Origin of the sequence: Archaeoglobus sp., assembly GCF_017656475.1 — an archaeon.
GTDB lineage: Archaea > Halobacteriota > Archaeoglobi > Archaeoglobales > Archaeoglobaceae > Archaeoglobus.
Genome location: NZ_JACDNT010000014.1, coordinates 1 through 20,743, shown reverse-complemented (window position 1 = coordinate 20,743; position 20,743 = coordinate 1). Strand labels below are relative to the sequence as shown.

Annotated in this window: 26 protein-coding genes and 1 tRNA gene; 23 read left to right on the top strand and 4 right to left on the bottom strand. The window is 47.6% G+C overall.

The window, feature by feature from the left end; translation table 11 throughout:
• The 13 genes from H0Z19_RS05810 to H0Z19_RS05750 all read left to right on the top strand — a co-directional run bounded on the left by H0Z19_RS05810 (position 1) and on the right by H0Z19_RS05750 (position 10,073).
• Complete coding sequence (locus tag H0Z19_RS05810; protein WP_290724723.1) at positions 1 to 183, top strand: hypothetical protein; 183 nt, start codon at positions 1 to 3, stop codon at positions 181 to 183.
• A gap of 6 nt (positions 184 to 189) precedes the next feature.
• Positions 190 to 420 carry an ATPase gene (locus H0Z19_RS05805; protein WP_048064341.1) on the top strand — a complete coding sequence of 77 codons (231 nt, stop codon included), beginning with the start codon at positions 190 to 192 and terminating at the stop codon, positions 418 to 420.
• Positions 421 to 430: 10 nt separating this feature from the next.
• Positions 431 to 997, top strand: coding sequence for a V-type ATP synthase subunit E (locus tag H0Z19_RS05800; RefSeq protein WP_290724721.1), 567 nt, complete (start codon positions 431 to 433; stop codon positions 995 to 997).
• Positions 998 to 1,014: 17 nt separating this feature from the next.
• Positions 1,015 to 2,034 (top strand): ATP synthase A1 subunit C, encoded by a 1,020-nt coding sequence (gene ahaC, locus H0Z19_RS05795; RefSeq protein ID WP_290724719.1) that lies wholly within the window; start codon positions 1,015 to 1,017, stop codon positions 2,032 to 2,034.
• Complete coding sequence (locus tag H0Z19_RS05790) at positions 2,031 to 2,336, top strand: V-type ATP synthase subunit F (RefSeq protein ID WP_290724717.1); 306 nt, start codon at positions 2,031 to 2,033, stop codon at positions 2,334 to 2,336. The genes ahaC and H0Z19_RS05790 overlap by 4 nt, the downstream gene beginning before the upstream one ends.
• A complete protein-coding gene (locus H0Z19_RS05785; protein WP_290724715.1) occupies positions 2,327 to 4,072 on the top strand; it encodes an ATP synthase subunit A in 1,746 nt (581 codons plus the stop codon). Before H0Z19_RS05790 ends, H0Z19_RS05785 begins: the two co-directional genes overlap by 10 nt.
• A gap of 5 nt (positions 4,073 to 4,077) precedes the next feature.
• Positions 4,078 to 5,490 carry an ATP synthase subunit B gene (locus H0Z19_RS05780; protein WP_290724712.1) on the top strand — a complete coding sequence of 471 codons (1,413 nt, stop codon included), beginning with the start codon at positions 4,078 to 4,080 and terminating at the stop codon, positions 5,488 to 5,490.
• Positions 5,491 to 5,515: 25 nt separating this feature from the next.
• Positions 5,516 to 6,145 (top strand): V-type ATP synthase subunit D, encoded by a 630-nt coding sequence (locus tag H0Z19_RS05775; protein WP_290724710.1) that lies wholly within the window; start codon positions 5,516 to 5,518, stop codon positions 6,143 to 6,145.
• A 64-nt stretch (positions 6,146 to 6,209) separates the two neighbouring features.
• Positions 6,210 to 6,291: transfer RNA gene (locus H0Z19_RS05770), tRNA-Ser, on the top strand.
• Positions 6,292 to 6,464: 173 nt separating this feature from the next.
• Positions 6,465 to 7,826 (top strand): aspartate aminotransferase family protein, encoded by a 1,362-nt coding sequence (locus H0Z19_RS05765; protein ID WP_290724708.1) that lies wholly within the window; start codon positions 6,465 to 6,467, stop codon positions 7,824 to 7,826.
• Entirely contained in the window at positions 7,823 to 8,980 is a 1,158-nt protein-coding gene (locus H0Z19_RS05760; protein ID WP_290724706.1) for an MFS transporter, read from the top strand. The genes H0Z19_RS05765 and H0Z19_RS05760 overlap by 4 nt, the downstream gene beginning before the upstream one ends.
• 21 nt (positions 8,981 to 9,001) lie before the next feature.
• Complete coding sequence (locus H0Z19_RS05755; protein ID WP_290724704.1) at positions 9,002 to 9,217, top strand: hypothetical protein; 216 nt, start codon at positions 9,002 to 9,004, stop codon at positions 9,215 to 9,217.
• Complete coding sequence (locus H0Z19_RS05750) at positions 9,195 to 10,073, top strand: hypothetical protein (RefSeq protein WP_290724701.1); 879 nt, start codon at positions 9,195 to 9,197, stop codon at positions 10,071 to 10,073. Before H0Z19_RS05755 ends, H0Z19_RS05750 begins: the two co-directional genes overlap by 23 nt.
• On the opposite strand, the gene H0Z19_RS05745 is transcribed toward H0Z19_RS05750, so the two are convergent.
• Positions 10,022 to 10,753, bottom strand: a complete 732-nt coding sequence (locus H0Z19_RS05745) for a histone deacetylase family protein (RefSeq protein WP_290724698.1) — start codon at positions 10,751 to 10,753, stop codon at positions 10,022 to 10,024. The genes H0Z19_RS05750 and H0Z19_RS05745 overlap by 52 nt on opposite strands.
• A gap of 49 nt (positions 10,754 to 10,802) precedes the next feature.
• Between H0Z19_RS05745 and mvk the strand changes: the two genes are divergently transcribed.
• From mvk to H0Z19_RS05705, 8 genes are all read left to right on the top strand, one after another.
• Complete coding sequence (gene mvk, locus H0Z19_RS05740; RefSeq protein ID WP_290724695.1) at positions 10,803 to 11,657, top strand: mevalonate kinase; 855 nt, start codon at positions 10,803 to 10,805, stop codon at positions 11,655 to 11,657.
• Positions 11,647 to 12,360, top strand: coding sequence for an isopentenyl phosphate kinase (locus tag H0Z19_RS05735; RefSeq protein WP_290724691.1), 714 nt, complete (start codon positions 11,647 to 11,649; stop codon positions 12,358 to 12,360). Before mvk ends, H0Z19_RS05735 begins: the two co-directional genes overlap by 11 nt.
• Positions 12,357 to 13,394: a type 2 isopentenyl-diphosphate Delta-isomerase gene (gene fni, locus H0Z19_RS05730; protein ID WP_290724798.1), complete on the top strand. Its 1,038-nt coding sequence runs from the start codon at positions 12,357 to 12,359 to the stop codon at positions 13,392 to 13,394. The genes H0Z19_RS05735 and fni overlap by 4 nt, the downstream gene beginning before the upstream one ends.
• 5 nt (positions 13,395 to 13,399) lie before the next feature.
• Positions 13,400 to 14,353, top strand: a complete 954-nt coding sequence (locus tag H0Z19_RS05725; RefSeq protein WP_290724688.1) for a polyprenyl synthetase family protein — start codon at positions 13,400 to 13,402, stop codon at positions 14,351 to 14,353.
• A 103-nt stretch (positions 14,354 to 14,456) separates the two neighbouring features.
• On the top strand, positions 14,457 to 14,897 hold the full coding sequence (locus H0Z19_RS05720; protein WP_290724684.1) for a 30S ribosomal protein S13: 441 nt from the start codon (positions 14,457 to 14,459) through the stop codon (positions 14,895 to 14,897).
• 6 nt (positions 14,898 to 14,903) lie between these two features.
• Positions 14,904 to 15,422 carry a 30S ribosomal protein S4 gene (gene rpsD, locus H0Z19_RS05715; protein ID WP_290724682.1) on the top strand — a complete coding sequence of 173 codons (519 nt, stop codon included), beginning with the start codon at positions 14,904 to 14,906 and terminating at the stop codon, positions 15,420 to 15,422.
• Complete coding sequence (locus tag H0Z19_RS05710) at positions 15,422 to 15,823, top strand: 30S ribosomal protein S11 (protein ID WP_290724681.1); 402 nt, start codon at positions 15,422 to 15,424, stop codon at positions 15,821 to 15,823. The genes rpsD and H0Z19_RS05710 overlap by 1 nt, the downstream gene beginning before the upstream one ends.
• Complete coding sequence (locus tag H0Z19_RS05705; protein ID WP_290724679.1) at positions 15,823 to 16,617, top strand: DNA-directed RNA polymerase subunit D; 795 nt, start codon at positions 15,823 to 15,825, stop codon at positions 16,615 to 16,617. The genes H0Z19_RS05710 and H0Z19_RS05705 overlap by 1 nt, the downstream gene beginning before the upstream one ends.
• 4 nt (positions 16,618 to 16,621) lie before the next feature.
• Here the strand turns inward: H0Z19_RS05705 and H0Z19_RS05700 are convergent, their stop codons facing one another.
• The 3 genes from H0Z19_RS05700 to H0Z19_RS05690 all read right to left on the bottom strand — a co-directional run bounded on the left by H0Z19_RS05700 (position 16,622) and on the right by H0Z19_RS05690 (position 19,028).
• Positions 16,622 to 18,463 (bottom strand): aldehyde ferredoxin oxidoreductase family protein, encoded by a 1,842-nt coding sequence (locus tag H0Z19_RS05700; RefSeq protein ID WP_290724677.1) that lies wholly within the window; start codon positions 18,461 to 18,463, stop codon positions 16,622 to 16,624.
• A gap of 66 nt (positions 18,464 to 18,529) precedes the next feature.
• Positions 18,530 to 18,817, bottom strand: a complete 288-nt coding sequence (locus H0Z19_RS05695; RefSeq protein ID WP_290724675.1) for a TIGR00304 family protein — start codon at positions 18,815 to 18,817, stop codon at positions 18,530 to 18,532.
• Position 18,818: 1 nt separating this feature from the next.
• Entirely contained in the window at positions 18,819 to 19,028 is a 210-nt protein-coding gene (locus H0Z19_RS05690) for a TIGR00304 family protein (protein ID WP_290724674.1), read from the bottom strand.
• A 141-nt stretch (positions 19,029 to 19,169) separates the two neighbouring features.
• Between H0Z19_RS05690 and udg the strand changes: the two genes are divergently transcribed.
• Positions 19,170 to 19,769, top strand: coding sequence for a type-4 uracil-DNA glycosylase (udg, locus tag H0Z19_RS05685; protein ID WP_290724671.1), 600 nt, complete (start codon positions 19,170 to 19,172; stop codon positions 19,767 to 19,769).
• The gene (locus H0Z19_RS05680; protein ID WP_290724668.1) at positions 19,766 to 20,665 is read left to right on the top strand and encodes a nucleoside recognition domain-containing protein; all 900 of its coding nucleotides are present in this window, start codon (positions 19,766 to 19,768) and stop codon (positions 20,663 to 20,665) included. The genes udg and H0Z19_RS05680 overlap by 4 nt, the downstream gene beginning before the upstream one ends.
• Positions 20,666 to 20,743: the final 78 nt, after the last annotated feature.

Sequence of the window (20,743 nt, the reverse complement as noted above, 5' to 3'; positions counted from 1 at the left end):
ATGCCGGGCGAGGAGCTGGTCAGAAGGTTCCTGGAAAGGAGGGTGCTGACAGAGAAAAACATAGAGAGGTTCGTGAAGTATTACTGGTTGGTGTCAACCGCGAGGATGGTTCTTGGAGTGACCATCCTCATTTTAATATTAATAGGCGGGCTTAAGTTTGGCCAGCTTATACCTTGGAGGTGAGAATAAATGGTGGAAGATGCGTTGGCTAAGGGTTTGATTGCAGTTGGTGCTGGACTGGCAGTTGGACTGGCAGGTATTGGTGCTGGACTTGGTGAAAGCGGTATCGGTGCAGCTGCCGTAGGAGCTACAGCTGAAGACAGAGGCTTCTTTGGTCTCGGTATTCTGTTCACAGTTATACCGGAGACCATAGTCATCTTCGGACTGGTCATAGCGTTCATACTGATGTTCGCGTTCTAAGGTGAAGTAAATGCCACTGGATAAAGTATTGCAGGAGATTCAGCAGAAGGGTGAAGAGGAGGTCAAGAGAATCAGGGAGGGGACCGAGAAGGAAGTGGAGAAAATCATTGCTGAGGCGAAAGCTCAGGCAGAAGAGATTCTCAAGAAGGCAAGGGAGGAAGCAGAAAAGGAGGCAGAAGCAATCAGAAGACAGGAACTTTCAAGCGTTAAACTTGAAATGAAAAGAGAACTGTTGAACGTGCAGAAAGAAATCCTTGAAGAGGTTTCCAATCTCCTGAAACAGAAGATAAGAGACATGGATGAGGAAACGAGGAAGAAGATTCTCAAAACGCTTCTGGAAAAGAACGCTTCACCTGGCATGGTCGTTTACTCAAGAAAGGAGGACGAAGAAATCGTGAAGGATCTGATAAAGGAGCTCAATCTTGAGGTTACCTACGGCGGTAACATAGAGTGCATAGGCGGAATAATTCTTGAAGACCCTGCTGGAGATATCAGACTGAATCTTACATTCGATGAACTTGTGAACCAGGTTTATGAACAGAAGCTGAGTGAAGTCTCGAAATTGCTTTTCAAGTAAACAAGAGGTGGTGACAAATGATATACAGGGGAAATCGAGCGGCTTGGGCCTACATTGTTGCGAGAACGAAGGTGATGAAGAGCAGGCTAATGAAGGCAGAGGACTTCAGAAAACTGCTGAACATGGAGTTCGATGAGATTGTGAGGTATATTGGAGAAACAGAATATAAGAAAGAAATTGATGAGCTTGGGTACAAGTTCACAGGGCCGAGACTACTCGACCATGCCCTCTATGCCAACCTTGCAAGGACTTACAGAAAGCTAATTGAGGTCTCATTCGGAGCGTCAAAGTTCTTGATAACGAGGTATTTGGAGAAGTGGGATGTCTGGAACATAATAAACATCATCAGGGGCAAGATGGCGAACGTGCAGCCTGAAGTAATAGAGGATGTGCTGGTTCCTGCGGGAGAAAGAGACCTTGAATTCTGGAAGAGCCTAATCGTTAGGGATATAGAGGAGATTGTCAAGTCCTTCGAGGGGACTCCATATTATGAGCCCCTTTCAAAGGTGGGCAGTGAGGACATAAGCAAAATCGAAGACGAACTTTACAAGGTGTATTACAGAGAATTGCTCAAACTTAATCCAACCGATTTTGCAATGAAGCTTTTCCTCGACTTCATAAAAATGGAGATTGACATAAGAAACGTCAAGACGTTGCTGAGACTGAAGGCAGAAGATGCGACTGTTGAGGAAATAATAAGCTGCACGATTCCTGGCGGTTACGAGCTTACCGAGGAGGAAATCAGGAAACTTGCAGCGATGCCGATAGATGAAATGATTAAGTCTCTTGAAGGCTACTGGTTCTGGGATGATGTACAGATTAAAGGAAAGAGCGTTGCTACTGCAGAGATAGAGTTCGACAAGGTTTGGATAAACACAATTTCAAAGAGAGCAAGCAACTACCCGCTCAGCATCCTGCCAGTGCTGCAGTATGCGGTGCTGAAGAAGGTCGAGGTGGACAACCTGAGAGTCCTTGGCTGGGGTAAATACTACGGCTTGCCGAATGAGGAGATTGAGAGGCAAATGGTGATATTATGAAGAAGTTGGCGGTAGTGGGAGACCCGGATTTCACAATCGGTTTCATGCTTGCAGGAATCTCAGACATATACGAAGTAACAAGTGATGACGAAATCGTTAAGGCTGTTGAGGATGTTTTAAGAAGAGATGATGTTGGTGTCGTGATTATTAGGCAGGAGTATCTGAAAAAGCTCCCTCCGGTTTTGAGGAGGGAGATTGATGAGAAAGTTGAACCCACCTTTGTTTCGGTAGGAGGAACCGGAGGTGTGGAGGAGCTTAGGGAGAAAATAAGAAAGGCGATAGGTGTTGACCTATGGAAGTGAAAGAAGCTGGATATGTAGGAGAAATTTATAGAATTTCCGGACCCCTCGTCGTTGCAGAGGGCCTTAAGGCCAGAATGTACGACCTCTGTAAGGTCGGTGAAGAGGGGCTGATGGGAGAGGTCGTAGGTTTAGTAGGACAGAAGGTTCTCATTCAGGTTTACGAGGATACAGAGGGCGTAAAGCCGGGTGACAAAGTAGAGAACACCGGAATGCCGCTCAGCGTTGAACTTGGACCGGGCCTGATTAGAAACATCTACGACGGTGTGCAGAGGCCTCTGCCCGTGCTCAAGGAGGTTAGTGGTGACTTCATCGGCAGAGGTATTGAGGCTCCGGGCTTGGACAGAAAGGCAAAGTGGGAGTTCAAGCCCCTGGTGAAGAAGGGAGAGAAGGTGAAACCTGGTGAAATCATCGGAACAGTTCAGGAAACCGAGGTTGTGGAGCAGAAAATCCTCATTCCACCAAACGTGAAGGAGGGTGTGATTACCGAGATTTACGAGGGCAGCTTTACTGTGGAGGACACCATTGCAGTGCTCGATGATGGCACCGAACTGAAACTCTACCACAAGTGGCCTGTGAGAATTCCGAGACCATACGTTGAGAAGCTTCCACCAGTTGTGCCGCTCATAACCGGTCAGAGAATTCTTGACACGTTCTTCCCGGTTGCGAAAGGAGGTACTGCTGCAATTCCCGGCCCCTTCGGAAGTGGAAAGACTGTGACTCAGCATCAGCTGGCGAAGTGGAGTGATGCGCAGATTGTGGTTTACATCGGTTGCGGTGAGCGTGGCAACGAGATGACAGAGGTCCTTGAGGAGTTCCCGGAGCTTGAGGATCCGAGAACCGGGAAGCCATTGATGGAGAGAACCGTCCTTGTTGCCAACACGTCCAACATGCCTGTTGCTGCGAGAGAGGCTTCGGTTTATACCGGAATCACAATCGCAGAGTACTTCAGAGACATGGGTTATGATGTGGCAATTCAGGCAGACTCGACAAGCAGATGGGCAGAGGCAATGAGAGAGATATCCGGAAGACTTGAGGAGATGCCCGGTGAAGAGGGATATCCCGCTTATCTGGCATCGAGACTTGCAGAGTTCTACGAGAGAGCTGGCAGGGTGAAGACGCTGGCCGGAAATGTTGGGAGTGTTACAGTCGTCGGTGCAGTTTCACCGCCGGGTGGTGACTTCAGTGAGCCAGTAACGCAGAACACCCTCAGAATTGTGAAGGTGTTCTGGGCTCTGGATGCCAAGCTTGCTGCAAGGAGACACTTCCCGGCTATAAACTGGCTGCAGAGCTACAGCCTCTATGTTGACACTTTGAAAGACTGGTTTGCCGAGAACGTCAACGAGGAGTGGAATGAGCTCAGGAGATGGGCAATGGAGGTGCTGCAGGAAGAAGCAAGCCTGCAGGAAATCGTGCAGCTCGTCGGTAGTGATGCATTGCCCGAATCTCAGAGAGTCCTGCTTGAGGTTGCCAGAATTATCAGAGAGGTTTACCTCATCCAGTACGCTTACCACCCAGTCGATACATACTGCAGTGTTGAAAAGCAGTATGACATGCTGAAGGCCATAAAGCAGATCAACGACTGGTTCTACCAGGCACTTGAAGCAGGAAAGACGATTGATGAGATTGCAGGAGTCGAGGGAATGGAAGAGTTTGCCAGAGCAAAGTTCGAGGAGAACTACAAGCCAGCTTTGGAGGCTGCGCTGGAGAAGATTAGAAAGAATCTGCTCGGAGAGTGATGAAAATGAAGGAGTATAAGACCATAACTCAGGTTGCAGGTCCGCTTGTTTTTGTTGAGAAGACTGAGCCGGTAGCGTACGGAGAGCTTGTCACCATAACGCTTCCCGATGGGTCAACGAGGAGAGGGCAGGTTCTGGATACATCCAAGGATGTTGTCATCGTTCAGGTTTTCGAAGGTACCAGAGGAGTTGACACTTCAAGCACCGTTAGATTCACGGGAGACATCGTCAAGCTGAACTGCGCACAAGACATGCTCGGTAGGATTCTAAGCGGTTCGGGTGAGCCAATTGATGGTGGGCCGAAGATAGTACCTGAAGAAAGAAGGCCAATTGTTGGTGCAGCTATCAACCCCTATGCAAGACAGTATCCGAGAGAGTTCATCCAGACCGGCATCTCAGCCATAGATGGAATGAACACACTCGTCAGAGGACAGAAGCTACCCATCTTCAGCGGTTCAGGTTTACCACACAACGACATCGCCCTGCAGATTGCAAGACAGGCAAAGGTCAGGGGTGAGGGAGAGGAGTTCGCGGTTATATTCGCAGCTATGGGTATCACATACGAAGAGGCCTACCAGTTCATGAAGGAGTTCGAGAGGACCGGTGCACTGGAAAGAGCAGTTGTGTTCCTCAACCTTGCCAACGACCCGGCTATCGAGAGATTGCTGACACCCAGAATGGCGTTGACAGCGGCAGAGTTCCTTGCCTACGAATACGACCTGCACATCTTGGTCATCCTGACAGACATGACAAACTACTGTGAGGCTTTAAGAGAAATCTCTGCGGCAAGAGAAGAGGTTCCGGGAAGAAGAGGTTATCCGGGTTACATGTACACTGACCTCGCCACAATATATGAGAGAGCCGGGAGAATTAGGGGAAGGAAGGGAACGATTACTCAGATGCCAATCCTTACAATGCCCGGTGACGATATCACTCATCCAATTCCCGACCTCACAGGCTACATCACAGAGGGACAGATAGTTCTCAGCAGAGAGCTGCATGCCAAAGGTATCTATCCGCCAATCAACGTTCTGCCATCCCTCAGCAGGCTGATGAAGGAGGGAATCGGTGAGGGCTATACCAGAGATGACCACCCGCAGTGGAACGACCAGATGTATGCTGCCTACGCTGAAGGTGTTGACCTCAGAGGTCTTGTGGCAATCGTCGGTGAAGAGGCATTGTCTGAGAGGGATAGACTCTTCCTGAAGTTTGCAGACGAATTTGAGAGGAGATTTGTCCAGCAGGGAAGATACGAGGACAGAGATATCGAGTACACGCTCGACCTTGGATGGGAATTGCTTTCAATGCTTCCTGAGAGAGAGCTGACCAAGGTTGAGAGGAAGTTCATCGAGAAGTATCACCCCAAGTATAGAAAGGGAGAAACAAAGACCGAGGAGGCCGCTGAGGAGGCCTCCTGAAAATAATTTTTAGAGGTGACAGGGGATGGCAGAGGTTCAACCGACACGAATGGAACTCATAAAGCTCAGGAGAAGAATAAAGATGGCTACCAGAGGTCATGCACTGCTGAAAATGAAGAGAGATGGTCTCATCATGGAATTCAGACAGCTCCTTGAGGAGGCGAAAGAAGTCATAGGTGGTATGGTACAGAAGTATGAGAAGGCTCAGAGCAAACTTGCTCTGGCAATAGCTGTTGACGGGATTGTGGCTGTGAGGTCAATTGCACTGTCTTGCTGTCAGATGCCCCCAGAGTTCAGTATGAAGAGGAAGAACATCATGGGCGTTGTCGTTCCGGTCATCAAGAGAGAACCAGTTAGGAAGAAGCCCACTGAGAGGGGATACGGCATTTTGAGCACTTCCACAAGAGTTGATGAGGCTGTTGAGGCTTACGAGGAGCTTGTTGATGCAGTACTTGAGGTTGCTGAAATTGAGACAACACTTAGAAAGCTCATTGAAGAGATTGAGAGAACCAAGAGAAGAGTTAACGCCCTCGAATACCGCGTCATTCCAACAATGGAGGAACTGGCAAAGTTCATCTCGTTCAAGCTCGAAGAGATGGATAGGGAGAACATCATAAGGTTGAAGAAACTGAAAATGAAGAAGGGCAAGAGTTAAAACTCTTTTTTTACTTTTACGTAATCACAAGATTCTTAAACACGTTCTGGGAAGTTTATAGAGAGCCGGGGTTGCAGAGAGGTACTGCGCCAGCCTTGAGAGCTGGTGCCCGTAAGGGCTCCTGGGTTCAAATCCCAGCCCCGGCGCCTTTTGAGTTCTGCTCAAAATCTTCCTGAAATCCTGTTTTACTCAATATCTATGCTTCCGAGGTACACTGGTGGGATAGAGAGTAGAGTTTGTCTCGAAAAAATGAGGCTGGTTACTCAACCAGCTACAGCAAACCGAAACCTTTATTTTTTAATTAAAATCAATTTAAAAGATGACGATTGATGAGGTGCTTTCTGTTCTTGAGAGAGTAGAATCAGAAGACCTCGACCCCAAAAGTGGCAGGCTGTTCGCCTACGTTTACGAGACGGGAGATGAGAACATAAGGAAGGTTGCGGAAAAGGCATTGGTCCGCTTTGCCGAGAAAAACCTGCTCGACTTCACGGTTTTCAGGAGTGCGGTGTTCTTCGAGAAGGAAGTAGTTGGATTTGCAAAAAGCTTGATGCATGGTGCTGATGCTCTGGGCTCCTTCACCTTCGGAGGGACGGAGAGCATAATGCTCGCTGTAAAGGCAGCCAGAGACTTTTACAGGAAGAGAGAGGGAAAAGCAGAAGTTCCTGAAATACTCGCCCCTATTTCGATCCACCCGGCTTTTTTGAAAGCAGCCGATTACCTCGGCCTGAAGGTTGTGAGGTTGCCAGTAAAAGAGGCTAAGGGCGACACTGATGCTTTTGCTGAAGCTGTCAGTAATAGAACAGCCCTAATCGCCCTCTCTGCCCCAAACTGGCCCTTCGGCACGATAGACCCCGTAGAGGAGATAGCAGAAATTGCAGTAGAGAAAAACATCCCGCTTCACGTTGATGCATGTCTTGGCGGCTTCATTCTGCCCTTCTTCGAGATGCTCGGCGAGAACGTGCCAAAATTCGATTTCAGAGTTGAAGGTGTCACATCCACTTCTCTAGATGCCCATAAATATGGCTACGCACCGAAAGGAGCTTCAGTAGTTCTTTTCAGAAATGCTGAACTCAAGAAGTGTTCGATGTTCGTGGATGTTTCCTCACCTGGTTACGTGTTTGTGAATCAGGCAGTGCTTTCATCCCGCCCAGAAGGACCGCTTGCCGCTGCTTTTGCCGTGATTAAATACTTGAGCGTGGAGGGGTACAAGAACCTTGCCTCAAAAATCCTCTCAGCGAGGAACAAGATATACAAAGGGCTGAAGGAGCTTGGTTTTGAGAGTGTTGGTAAGGTTGAGAGCAGCGTTCTGGCAATGTCAAATCCGGAAATTGACCTGATGGGCTTTGTGAACAACATGAAAAAGCTTGGCTGGCAGCTTCACCTCCAGAAGGGCCTGAAAAATTACGGCATTCCCGACAACATACACCTCACTCTCAGTCCAATTCACGATGAAGTTGCGGAAGAGTTTGTGGAGGATGCCGCAAAAGCGGTGGAGATGGAGCCAGAAGTGGACACGAAGCAAATCTATGCAATGGCTGAGAGGGGAGACTTTGCGGAAATTATAAAAGGGATAGAGGAGGGCAGGTTGGACTCCAGCGTTATACCCATGCTGCTCGAATCCGTTCCTGAAGATGTTGCTGTAGAGCTGATAAAGAACGTGGTCATAGAGTGGTTCAGATGAGAGCGCTGCTTACAGCAGGCTTTATACTCATAGTTTTTGCCTCGCAGGCCGTCTGGGTCACGTTCTCCCCAGTCCTTACACTTGTTTCGGAGGAAATAAACGTCTCCGTGGAGCTACTCGGACTGCTGGCAGTAACTTACCCAATCTTTTTCTTAATCCTGACCATACCGAGCGGTCTGCTTCTCGACAGAGACTTCAAGAAGTGGTTTTTGTTTGGCAGCGTGATGACCTTCTTTGCCGCAACAGGAAGACTTCTGAGCTTTAATTACTACTGGCTCCTTGTTTGCCAGCTTTCAGGTGCCTTGGGACAGCCATTTCTGCTCAACGCCTTCGTTCCCTACGCATCACAGCTTTACGAGGAGAGGAGGACGCTGGTCATCTCAATACTCAGCCTCTCCATGTACCTTGGCACAGTGTTTGCTCTCGCTGCTGGCATGAAACTCTACAATGCTGGTGGATTAACGATGCTTGTCTTGCCGGCAGCAGCAGTGGCAACTGCTGGAATAGTGCTCGTGCTGGTAGCGGTGAGGGCCGTGAAGTTCACCAAGGCAGAAAGCTTTGCTGTAAGGCAATTCGGGGCAGTTTTGAGAAGAAAGGATCTGTGGATTGTCGGAGCGATTCTCGGTTTCGGTGTTGCGACCTTCGACAACCTGGCAACCTGGTTGCAGCCCGCTTTGAGGAGTGCCGGCCTTGAAAAGGTTGCAGGAGATGCCGTAGCTCTCGCCATAGTTCTCGGACTGATTGGTGTGGCAATTATTCCTGACAGAGTAGCCAGGATGAACTTGAGGACTGTGTACATGAGGTCTATAACTCCTTTGATTGGTGCCTTCTTCGTCATCTTGGCCTTTGCCCTGAACGCCACTCTGCTATTCGCATTCCTTGGCATTAGCGGCTTGCTTATGCTCCCTGCATATGCGATAATAATGGACTGGATAGGAAAGTTCTGCGACAAAGAAGTTCACGGCAGCGCTACAGGCTTTGTTGGATTGACGAGCAGAGCCATCTCTGTGGCCCTAACACTAGGGGCGATGTACTTCATCAGCAGCGCTGAGCTTTACTTCACCTATCTAACAGTCCCAATTACTGTGGCCTTCATCCTCACATTACTGCTTCCAAACGACCGTAAACTAGCTAAGATTTCAAAAACATTTTAAGTTGTGTAGAGGACTTGCTTTATGGCCTACATGGAGATAGAGTGCCCTATATGCGATGACGGAAAGCTTCACAGAGTTGAAATTCTTGAGGAGAGAAAGGGAAAGTTCAGAAGGAGAAATGCCGAGTTTGATGCTGAGGTTTACATCGTTATCTGTCAGGATTGCGGAACCAAGGGGATAGTAAGAAGGGTAGCGCAGATAAACATGGAGAGCTATGAGTTTCCGTTTGAAGATTGACGAAAGCGTCACTTCTGACCACGTTGTCTGCTGGGGGATTTCGGTAGCGCTTCTTAAAAAGTCTCTTTTCGGCTCCACTCCAGAGGAGCGAAGAAGAAGGATTGAGGAGAAGATCTCGCAGGCTATTGAAGAATTTGGTCTAAAAGAGATGGCAGATGAGTTCAGCGTTTCGATGCTTTCAGCATGGGTCAGATACTATGTTTTCAGAATCGATGCTGCTGAAAAGACCTTCGTTCTCAATGTACTCTCACCGAACTCTCCGGTAAGAAGCTTTAAAGATATACTGGACCCTTTAAAAGGTCTATTTGAGAAGTTCAAAGACGACATTGCAGTACCAATAGCCTACACTGATGAATTCATGTTGCAGGAGTGGCTTGACGGCATTCCCCTCTCCGAGTTGAGGGACGGAGACATTATGAAAAACGATGAGAAAAGCAGGAAAATAATTGAAGAGTCGATTTACCTGACCACAAGAATCCTCTACAAGTTATGGAAAGAAGGATACTCCTATACTCCGTGGGAGGATTATGAGGCCATGTACTGTGACGGCAGAATAGTTCTGCTTGACGTTACCAGGTTCGAGAAAAAACCAAGCAACGAGAGCTTTCTGCAGTATTACTACGGTGCTCCCTTCTGCGCTCCGGATGTGCTCAAAGACCCGACGAATCCCGTAAACAGGCTTTACTTCAGAGGAACCAGCGAGAGAGACTACTTCGGAGTGGAAAGAAAAAGATACGAGGAACTGTTCTTAAAGGGAATCTGGGATGAATGCGATGATGAGGAGGAGTTCAGAGAGGCTACGCTTTATTCTAGGCCTTTGACAAATGCACGAACGTTTTTACCAAGCACGGAGTGATTGTAGCCACCCTCAAGAACTGCAAATCTCCTCCCCTCGCACTTTTCCTCGGCGTACTCCTTAATAATTCTTCCAATTTCCCTGTAGTCTTCAGTTTCGAGTATCCCTCCCCAGTCGTCCTTATGCCGGTCGAAGCCTGCTGAAACCGCAATTATGTCGTAATCGTTTTCTTTGAGAAACTGCTCTATGCCCGCTATGTCTGCACCCTTCATGTGGTGATACTTGACCTCCTCAACTCCTGCAAAGGCGTTAGCCGTTCCATCCCCGTAATGCAAATCGAAGTCCACGATTACTGCTCTTTTAATCTTCCCCTCAACCAGCAGCTTTTTGACGGCAATGGCTATGTTGTTAAAGTAGCAGAATCCCCAGCTGCTGTCCGGACTTGCATGATGACCCGGAGGGCGTATTGCCGCAAAGGCAGGCTCGTTAAAGGCTATTTCGGAAGCAAGAATTGCCCCTCCAGCAGCAAGAATTGCAACTTCGTAAATCTCAGGCTCGCTCTTAACATACATGTAATGCTCTCTCGTGTGAATCAGGAGTATGTCCTCCATTCTCGCCGGTTCAGGTTCAACAACCTCGTAATCTCTTAGCTCTTCCATTATTGCCTCCATTCTTCCGGCCTCTGCTGCCGGGTCTGAGGTGTAGACAGTATAGAATTTCGGATGAAAAACAATCTTCATGAGATAACGTTTGCACAAAATTCTTTAAGTTTTTCCCGTATTCAACACAATGATTGCATCAGCACCCGGAAAGATAATTCTGTTCGGTGAGCATTCAGTGGTTTACGGCAGGCACGCGGTGGTGTCTGCAATCAACCTCAGATGCAGGGTTAAGGTGAGAAAATCCAGCAGTTTCAAAATTAAGTCCGTGCTGGGAGAGAGCAACCTGGATTTTGACAGGCATCCATACGTTGTTCAGGCTGTGAGGAGATTTTTGGAAGTAAAGAACATACCGGGTGCTGAAATTGAAATAGAAAGTGAAATTCCAATCGGCTCAGGTCTTGGAAGCTCTGGAGCTGTTATAGTTGCAACACTAGCAGCTCTTAACGCAGAGTTTAAAGGTGGGATGGACAAAGAGGACATTTTCCAGATGGCAAAGCAGGTTGAGATTGATGTTCAGGGCAGAGCGAGCGGAATAGACCCATTCATATCCACCTTTGGCGGTTCATGGCTTTTTCCGGAGCGGAAAAAAGTGTCGATGCCTTTTAAGTTCTTCGTAATCAACTTTGGCAGCAGGTCAACGGCAGAAATGGTGAAAAAAGTTGCTGAGCTGAGAGAGAGGCATCCAGAAGTCATGGAGAAGATTTTTGACTCAATAGATGCCGTTTCGCTTGAAGCTGCTGAAATCAAAAGCGAAGACAGGCTTGAGGAACTCATTGCGATAAATCAGTCGCTGTTAAGGGCAATAGGGGTGAGCAATCCTGAAATAGATGAAACTATTGCAGAACTTGAAAGAAAAGGGCTTAAGGCAAAGATAACCGGTGCAGGTGGTGGAGGGTGCATTTTTGGGCTCTACAAAGGTGAAAAACCGGAGGGAAGCTTCGTTGTTGAGCCGGAGAAGGAGGGGGTTAGAGTTGAGGAATGAACTGACAATTCTCAAAATAGGGGGTTCGGTGATAACCGACAAGAGCGAAGGGGCGTATGAAAAGCTGAAGGAAGCTGAGCTAAAGGAGGTTTGCAGGGCAATATCTGAAAACTGGAAAAATTTGATTTTGGTGCACGGAGCTGGTTCGTTTGGCCATCCACACGTTAGAAAGTTTGGCTTAAGCTCTCTTGGAGCCTCAAAGGTGCATCTGGGCTGTTTGAGGCTAAGTGAGAGATTCTGCTCAGCACTAACAGAGTTTGACGTACCAGCATACCCCATCCACCCCTTCCTTGCTTATACTGCAAAGATTGTGGAAAAGGCCCTAAGAAACGGCTTCCTTCCCGTTCTTCATGGCGATGTTGTTATGAATGAGAGAATTGAAGTTCTTTCCGGAGATGACATTGTTGTCCATCTTGCAGAAGCTTTTAAGGCAGGAAGGATTGGCTTCGCGACCGATGTTGACGGTGTTTATGATCTAAACGGCAATGTGGTAGAAAAGCTTGATAGGACCTTGCTTGAGAAGATGCTTGCTGAAATCGGGGAAAATAAGGGAAAGGAGGATGTGACTGGTGGTATGTTGAGAAAACTTCAAAGGCTTTACGAAATGGGGCACAAATGCAGTGCCTATGTTTTCAGAGGAAGTTACGAAAACTTGAAGAAGTTCCTTCAGGGAGAGAAGGTTGGAACGGAGGTGATAATCTGAGCACTTCGAAGAGAAAAATCGACCACATTAGAATCTGCCTCGAAGAGGAAGTGGAGTCGGGCTACACGGGACTTGAAGACGTTATGCTCATTCACAAAGCTCTTCCCGAAGTAGATTACCGGAAAATCGATACTGAAGTTGAGTTCTTAGGGAAGAAGCTGTCATTTCCACTTCTCATCGCCTCTATGACCGGAGGGCATCCTAAAACTAAGGAGATAAACGCGTGTTTGGCTGAGGCTGTTGAAGAGGTAGGAATAGGTATGGGTGTGGGGAGCCAGAGGGCGGCTATTGAAGATGAAAAGCTTGCAGACAGCTTTACAGTTGTTAGGGAGAAAGCTCCAAAGGCTTTCATCTACGCCAACATTGGCATCCCGCAGGTTATAGAGAAGGGTGCTGAAATCGTTGATAAGGCCGTGGAGATGATTGATGCGGATGCTGTTGCGATTCATCTCAACTACCTTCAGGAGGCTATTCAGCCAGAAGGCGATTTGAACGCTGAAAAAGGATTGGAGATGCTGGAAGAAGTCTGCAAATCCGTGAAGGTTCCGGTTATAGCCAAGGAAACCGGAGCAGGAATCAGCAGGGAGATTGCAGTAATGCTCAAAGAGGCAGGTGTTTCGGCAATAGACGTTGGAGGGAAAGGTGGGACGACGTTCAGTGGTGTTGAGGTATACAGGGTCTCTGACGAAATTTCCAAGTCAGTTGGAGTTGACTTCTGGGACTGGGGTTTGCCGACAGCCTTCAGTATTGTTGATTGCAGAGGGATACTGCCCTTAATCGCAACAGGTGGGCTGAGGAGTGGGCTTGATATTGCGAAGAGCATAGCGATTGGGGCGGAAGTGGGCAGCGCTGCACTGCCGTTCCTAAGAGCCGCTGTTGAGGGAGTGGAGAAAGTCAGGGAAGAAATCGAGTACTTCAGAAGGGGGCTAAAAACGGCAATGTTTTTAACAGGATGCAGGAACTTGAGAGAGCTGAAAGGTCTTGAAGTGTTTGTAACAGGAATGCTGAAAGAGTGGGTGGAATTCAGAGGTTGATTGCCATGCTGAAGGAAGAGATAGCAAAAAGGGCTGAAATAATCAACAAGGCTATCGAGGAGCTTTTGCCTGAAAAAGAACCACTTGGCCTTTACAAGGCTGCAAGGCACCTGATAAAAGCTGGAGGAAAGAGGTTGAGGCCGGTGATCAGCCTTTTAACTGCAGAAGCTCTTGGAAAGGATTACAGAAAGATTATCCCTGCAGCACTGAGCATTGAGACGATTCACAACTTCACACTTGTGCACGACGACATAATGGACAGGGATGAGATGAGGAGAGGCGTTCCTACTGTCCACAGGGTTTATGGGGAGGCAACAGCAATTCTCGCCGGCGATACGCTTTTCGCAGAGGCTTTCAAGCTTCTTACTGCCTGCGATGTCGAGAGCGAGGGAATCAGAAAGGCTACAGAAATGCTTTCAGAGGTTTGCATAAAAATCTGCGAGGGGCAGTACTACGACATGAGCTTTGAAGAGAGAGAGACGGTTTCTGAAGAGGAGTATCTAAAGATGGTCGAACTGAAAACGGGAGTTCTTATTGCGGCTTCTGCAGCCATGCCGGCAATCCTTTTTGGAGAGGATGAGAAAGTTGTTAAGGCGCTGTGGGACTACGGACTTCTCAGCGGTGTGGGATTTCAGATTCAGGATGACCTTCTGGATCTGACAGAGGAGACTGGCAAAGACTGGGGGAGCGACATTCTTAAAGGCAAGAAGACTCTGATTGTCATAAAGGCCTTTGAGAAGGGTATAAATCTTAAAACGTTTGGAAAGGGCAAGGCTGACGCTTCGGAAATCAGAGATGACATAGAGAAACTCAAAGAATGCGGAGCTATTGACTATGCTGCAAAAAAGGCCAGAGAAATGGCTGAGGAGGCTAAAAAAAGACTCGACGTTTTGCCGGAAAGCAAAGCAAAAGAGATATTGCTGGAACTCACGGACTTCCTCGTCACGAGAAAAGCATAAACACTGAATTTTAATGCCAGAACTGAAAGGATTTTTCAGTTCCTTATGGGCACATAATCTTTAAATATCCTTCCAAGCTTGCTTCCTCTTAGACGGTGGTATTATGACGTTCAAGCATATCGTGAGAATTGCCGATACAGACCTGGATGGGAACAAGAGTCTCATGTTCGCTCTTACGGGGATAAAGGGAATTGGACTCAGGGCTGCGAGATGCATAGTCAACGAGCTGGGAGTGGATGGGAGAGCCAAACTTGGAGAGCTTGATGATGAGACGATAGAGAAAGTCAAGAAGTTCATTGAGGAGGAAATCGAATCCCTTCCATCATGGCTTCTAAACAGGAGAAAGGATCCATATTCAGGCCAGAACCTCCATCTGCTGTCGAAGGACGTTGACTTCGCAAGAATGCTGGACATCGAGAGACTGATTAAGATGAAAGCCTACCGCGGCGTCAGGCACGCAAGAGGAAAGAAAGTCAGAGGTCAGAGAACTAGGTCAACTGGCAGGACGGGAAGGACAGTTGGTGTTGTGAGGAGGAAGAGGTGATTTTAGATGGGTGACCCAAAGCGCCACAGAAAGAAGTACACAACTCCAACTCATCCGTGGGATAAGGCCAGACTTGAGAAGGAGATGGAGCTCGTGATAAAGTACGGCCTCAGGAACAAGAAGGAGCTCTGGAGATTCCAGAACATTCTGAGAAAATACAGGAGAGTAGCGAGAGACCTTCTCGCTGAAATCGGTCTTCCTGGCAAGGAAGGTGAAATTGCAAAAGCCAAGGCACAGACGGTTATTAAGAAGCTAAACAAGATGGGGATACTCCCCGAAAACGCAACTCTCGATGACATTCTAAACCTGAGCGTTGAGGACTTTCTTGAAAGAAGGCTTCAGACGATGGTCTACAGGCAGGGGCTGGCAAAGACGATAAAGCAGGCAAGACAGTTCATAACTCACGGTCATATTGCGGTTGACGGGAGGAGAGTTACTTCTCCAAGCTTTATCATAACCAAAGAGCTAGAGAGCAAGATATCCTTCTATAAGAATTCCCCGTTAGCAAAAACTGAGGTGGTCTGATGGCCGAGAAGAAGAAGGGTGGAAGGTGGGGAATTGCCCACATATACTCCTCATACAACAACACGATAATCACGATTACAGACATAACCGGAGCCGAAATTATTACAAGGGTAAGCGGTGGAATGATAGTCAAAGCTGATAGAGATGAAGGCAACCCCTACACCGCGATGCAAGCAGCATTGAGGGCTGCAGCTATTGCAAAGGAAAAGGGAATTGAGGGCGTTCACATAAAGGTTAGAGCACCTGGAGGAAACAAGCACACAACCCCTGGCCCCGGAGCACAGGCAGCGATCAGAGCTCTTGCAAGAGCTGGACTCAAGATAGGAAGAATTGAGGACGTTACACCGATTCCGCACGATGGAACAAGACCTCCAGGAGGGAAGAGGGGTAGGAGAGTCTGATGATGCCGGAAATTGAAATACTGGAAGAATCAGAATTCAAAATCAAATTTATTTTGAAAAACGCATCACCAGCTTTAGCCAATTCATTCAGGAGGGCAATGAAAGCTGAAGTTCCTGCTATGGCTGTAGACTACGTCGACATCTACCTGAATTCCAGCTATTTCTATGACGAGGTGATTGCTCACAGGCTGGCCATGGTTCCAATAAAGACCTACTTAGACAGGTTCAACATGCAGCACGAATGCGCTTGTGGTGGAGAGGGTTGTCCCAACTGTCAGATTTCCCTCAGACTGAACGTGGAGGGACCAAAGGTAGTTTACTCAGGAGACTTCATCAGCGACGACCCTGAGGTGGTCTTTGCAATAGACAACATCCCGGTTCTGGAGCTTTTCGAGGGGCAGCAGCTAATGCTGGAAGCTGTGGCAAGGCTCGGAACGGGAAGGGAGCACGCGAAGTTCCAGCCGGTTTCAGTCTGTGTTTACAAGATTATTCCAGAAATTGAAATAAACGAGAACTGCAACGGATGTGGAGACTGCATTAAAGTTTGTCCGAGGAATGTTTTCGAGAAAGATGGGGACAGAGTTAAGGTTAGAGACTTGATGGCTTGCTCGATGTGTGAAGAGTGCGTTGAAGTCTGTGAGATGAACGCCATTAACGTTAAAGAAACGAACAACTTTCTGTTCACAGTTGAGGGAACTGGAGCCTTACCAGTCAGAGAAGTTATGAGAAAGGCTCTTGAAATTCTCAAAAGCAAAGCTGAGGAAATGAACAAAATAATAGAGGAAATACAGTAAAAAATTAGGGAATATCCAGCTCTTTTAGCTTTTCTTTTGTTGGAACTCCGTTTTCCCAGCCTCTGAGCTGGTAGTACTCCTCCTTCATCCTGTCCAGTTCAACAACCTGTCCCTTTGCTGGCCCCTCCTTGAGCGGCTCGGTAAGCAGGCGCTTTGGAAGCATGTCGTCCTTGCCGTCAAAGCCGTACTTGTTGATTATAACCCTCTCAAGGTTGTAGATTCTCTCTCCAATCTTCATTATTTCGTCAGCATTCAGATCCCAGCCAGTAACATGTGAGAGCATCACAGCGTAATCCTCTGCTCCCAGGGCGAAGGTTGTGAAGAGGCAGTTTACGGCTGAGTTAACGACGCATGTGAAGTCCTGGAATGCCTTAACCCATGCTGCCTTCCCCTCATATGTGAGTGGATCAATCTTCTCAGGCAATCCAACGATTTCGGGCGAGACTGTGTAGCCAGAAACGTGGCAACCTCCTCTGTTTGCGGTTGCGTAGTTCAGGCCTATACCCTTGATCCCTCTGGGGTCGTAGGCGGGCATCTCAAGTCCCTTAACGCTCATCGAAAGCTCAGGTGCACCGAATACCTCAGCCAACCTCTTGCTTCCGAGAGCCAAGTATTTCCCAATGCCGGTCTTGTATGCGGTTCTCCACACAGCCTCAACCATCGCGGCATCGCTGCCAAATGATAAGTCGAGGCCCTGCAGGTCTTCATCCTTTATGTAACCCTTCTCGTAAAGCTCCATCGCACACGCTATCGTTGATCCCATGGAGATCGTGTCTATGCCGAGTTCATCGCAGAAGTGATTGGCCTTTATGATTGCCTCAAGGTTGATAACTGCCGTGTCGTTGCCGAGTGCCCAGATCGACTCGTATTCCGGCCCCTCAGTGTTTAGAACCTTGAACGGACCGGTTTTAACCTCTGTTGCCCTTCCACACCCTATGCTGCAGCCCCAGCATGCAACTCTCTTCCTCAAGTACTTAGCTTCCATTGTCTCTCCGCTTATTTCGTCAGCTTTCTCGTTGTATGCTTCCTGCCAGTTCTTGTAGGGCAAAGCACCTGCGTTGTTTATCACGTTAACCAGAACAGCGGTTCCGTACTTGGGCAACCCCTCACCTGTTACGGGGTTTTGCTTGATCTTGTCGAGCATTTCTTTGGAGACTGCCTTGAACTCTTCAGGTCTCGCTATTTCGGGCCTGCTTGATCCCTTTGCGACGATCGCCTTAAGTTTCTTTGAACCCATTACCGCTCCCACACCAGTCCTTCCTGCTGCTCTGTGCTCTTCGTTGATTATGCACGCGATATGCACAAGATTCTCTCCTGCAGGGCCAATGCAGGCGACACTGCAGTTCCCACCCACTCTCTCTGTGAGAACTCTGGTTGTGTCGAAGGTGTTTTTGCCCCACAGGTCCTTGGCACATTTAATCTCTGCCGAGCCATCAACGATTTCAAGATACACCGGTTCCTCACTCTTGCCCTCAATGATGACCATGTCGTAACCCGCAAACTTCAGATACGGGCCAAATTTGCCTCCGCTGTTGGAAGAACCGATTCCGCCTGTCAGCGGGCTTCTGAGAGTCATTACGTGGTATCTTCCCGGTTCTGGGAAGCCTGCAACTCCTGTTGCCGGCCCTGTTGCAAAAATCAGAACGTTCTCCTCTCCAAGCGGGTCTATGTCTGTAGGTGCAATTCCAAGTTTCTCATACTCAGTGAGATAATCGTAGAGGATTCTTACCGCGTATCCCTTCCCACCGATGTACTTTTTTGCAATTTCCTCGTCAATCGGAAGCTCTTTTATGCTGCCATCGCTCAAATTCACTTTCAAAATTTTGCCCATATATCCTCCTGCCATAAAATCACCATTACTATTTGATTTGTCAAAATAAATAATTTCCGATATGCTCGGCCATGCTTATCGCTACAATAGGAGAATTAAAGCAATGGAGAGAAGCATAAGAATTATGGCAAGAACTAAGGAGAGAAAGGCGTACTTACTGTCACCAAAGACGATGGGAATCGGTCCTATGAGAATTACCCCTCCCCCTTTTACTTCTCTCTTTGGCTTTCTCTCGTTTCTTTCGTGTTCTTCTGTTACTTCTCTCCTTTCTTCAAATTCTTCCTCAAATTCTGGCCATTCTTCTCTCAGTCCTGAGATAACCAAATAAATTCCGAGGAGGATTATAATAATTGAAAGCAGAGCGAGCATGCTACCACCTCATCAGCAAAGGTAGGAGAATTAAAATCAAAGCTATGAAAACCATGAAAACCGCAATGTCCGGAGATGATCCGAAGACTATTGGAATAGGCCCTATGATCACAACTCCTCCATACTCCACGTTCTCCGCACTGCTTAAAGCCAGCAATGTAAGGCCGAGCATCACCACGGCAAAGCCGATCATAACCTTGAAGGGGTTCACGTTCGGTTTTCGTCTTCAGGAAATAAATTTTATTTGCTGGAGTAGTGCTGAATCAACCATACTCTATCAACTGTCCTCAGTAAAGCTGGACAACGCAACACATCAGCAAACTATTTTAATTTAACTCCGAAAGGTTTCCTGATGGAATCTCTGCAGGACATAATCAAAGAGATTATGAGCTGCAAAAAATGCGACCTCCATAAAACCAAAACAAACTACGTTCCCGGGGTGGGGAATGAAAAGGCAGAAGTTGTTTTTGTCGGTGAAGCACCGGGAAGGGATGAGGATTTGCAGGGAGAGCCATTTGTAGGGGCTGCTGGAAAGCTTCTTACGGAGATGTTGGCGTCAATCGGTCTGAGGAGAGGGGATGTTTACATAACCAACGTTCTGAAATGTCGCCCCCCTAATAACCGTGACCCCACTCCAGAAGAGGTCGAGAAATGTGGAGATTACCTTGTAAGGCAGCTTGATGTGATCAGGCCGAACGTAATCGTCTGCCTTGGAAGATTTGCCGCACAGTTCATTTTCAACTTGTTCAGTCTTGAATTCACAACCATTTCCAGAGTTAAGGGGAAGGTTTACGAGGTTGAAAGGTGGGGAAAGAAGGTCAGAATCATCGCAATCTACCACCCAGCAGCGGTTCTCTACAGGCCTCAATTGAGGGAGGAGTATGAGAAAGATTTCCAGAAGATAGGCGAGTTATGCAAAAAGAAGCAACCGACCCTCTTTGATTACCTATGAATGAAGCTTATGGAATCAGCTTAATCACTCACGCAGCAACTCTCACTGCTATTTTCCTAATCAAAACTCTTCCTGTCGTCATTGTTGCCATTTATGCAGTCAGCTACTCTATAAAGAAGGGCTATCTTGAGAAATTTGCCTTTTCTCTCCAGCCTGCATTGCGAAAATTCGGTGTGAGCGAGTTTGCTGTAATAAGCTTTGCAACCTGCTTCATCAGCCCTACAGCCAGCTACTCGATGCTATCCCAGGTCTGGAGGGAGAAAAAGATTGACGACAGAGAGGTTATTGCTGTATCCTTTCTCAATTCCTTTCCGAGTGTTTTCAGCCACCTCTACGCCTTCTTTATCCCGTTCGTCATACCGGTTCTGGGATTTGCTGGACTGGTTTACACAGGAATAAGATTTGCTGTGGCAATCATCAAGTCGCTTATTGGCTTCTTTTTATCAAGGAGATGGAATCACAGTGCACCGAGCTATCAGGAACTTAAACCTGTATCAGTTTCTCAAAATGTTCTCAGAATTGCAGCAATTATGGGAATAACGTATTTCATCGTCTCTCTTCTCTCCTTGCTTGGCGTATTCGATTTTATGAGCGAAGCATTGAAATTTCTGCCCTTTAAGGCTGAAGCTATAACTATTGCAATAGTCGAGTTTTTCAATGTCAGGTCTGCTGTAGTGACTGCTGCTGGTTTTATGGATTCGGGTTTGGAGTGGAAATGGGTGGTTACAGGTCTAATTCTTGGTAACGTCATCAGCTTCTCAACAAGGTCAGTCAAACACTCACTTCCGATGCACCTCTCCCTGTTCGGTCAGTTTGGTGTGAAAATAGTGCTGCTGAACTCAATTGTCACGCTAATTCTTGATATCGCATTTGTGGTATTGCTGCTAATAATTTAGACTTGGAGAACAAAGTATTGGAGATTAACTCCTATGTGGGCTTCCGCCAGGGTTCCATATTGTGAATCTTCTACGGGT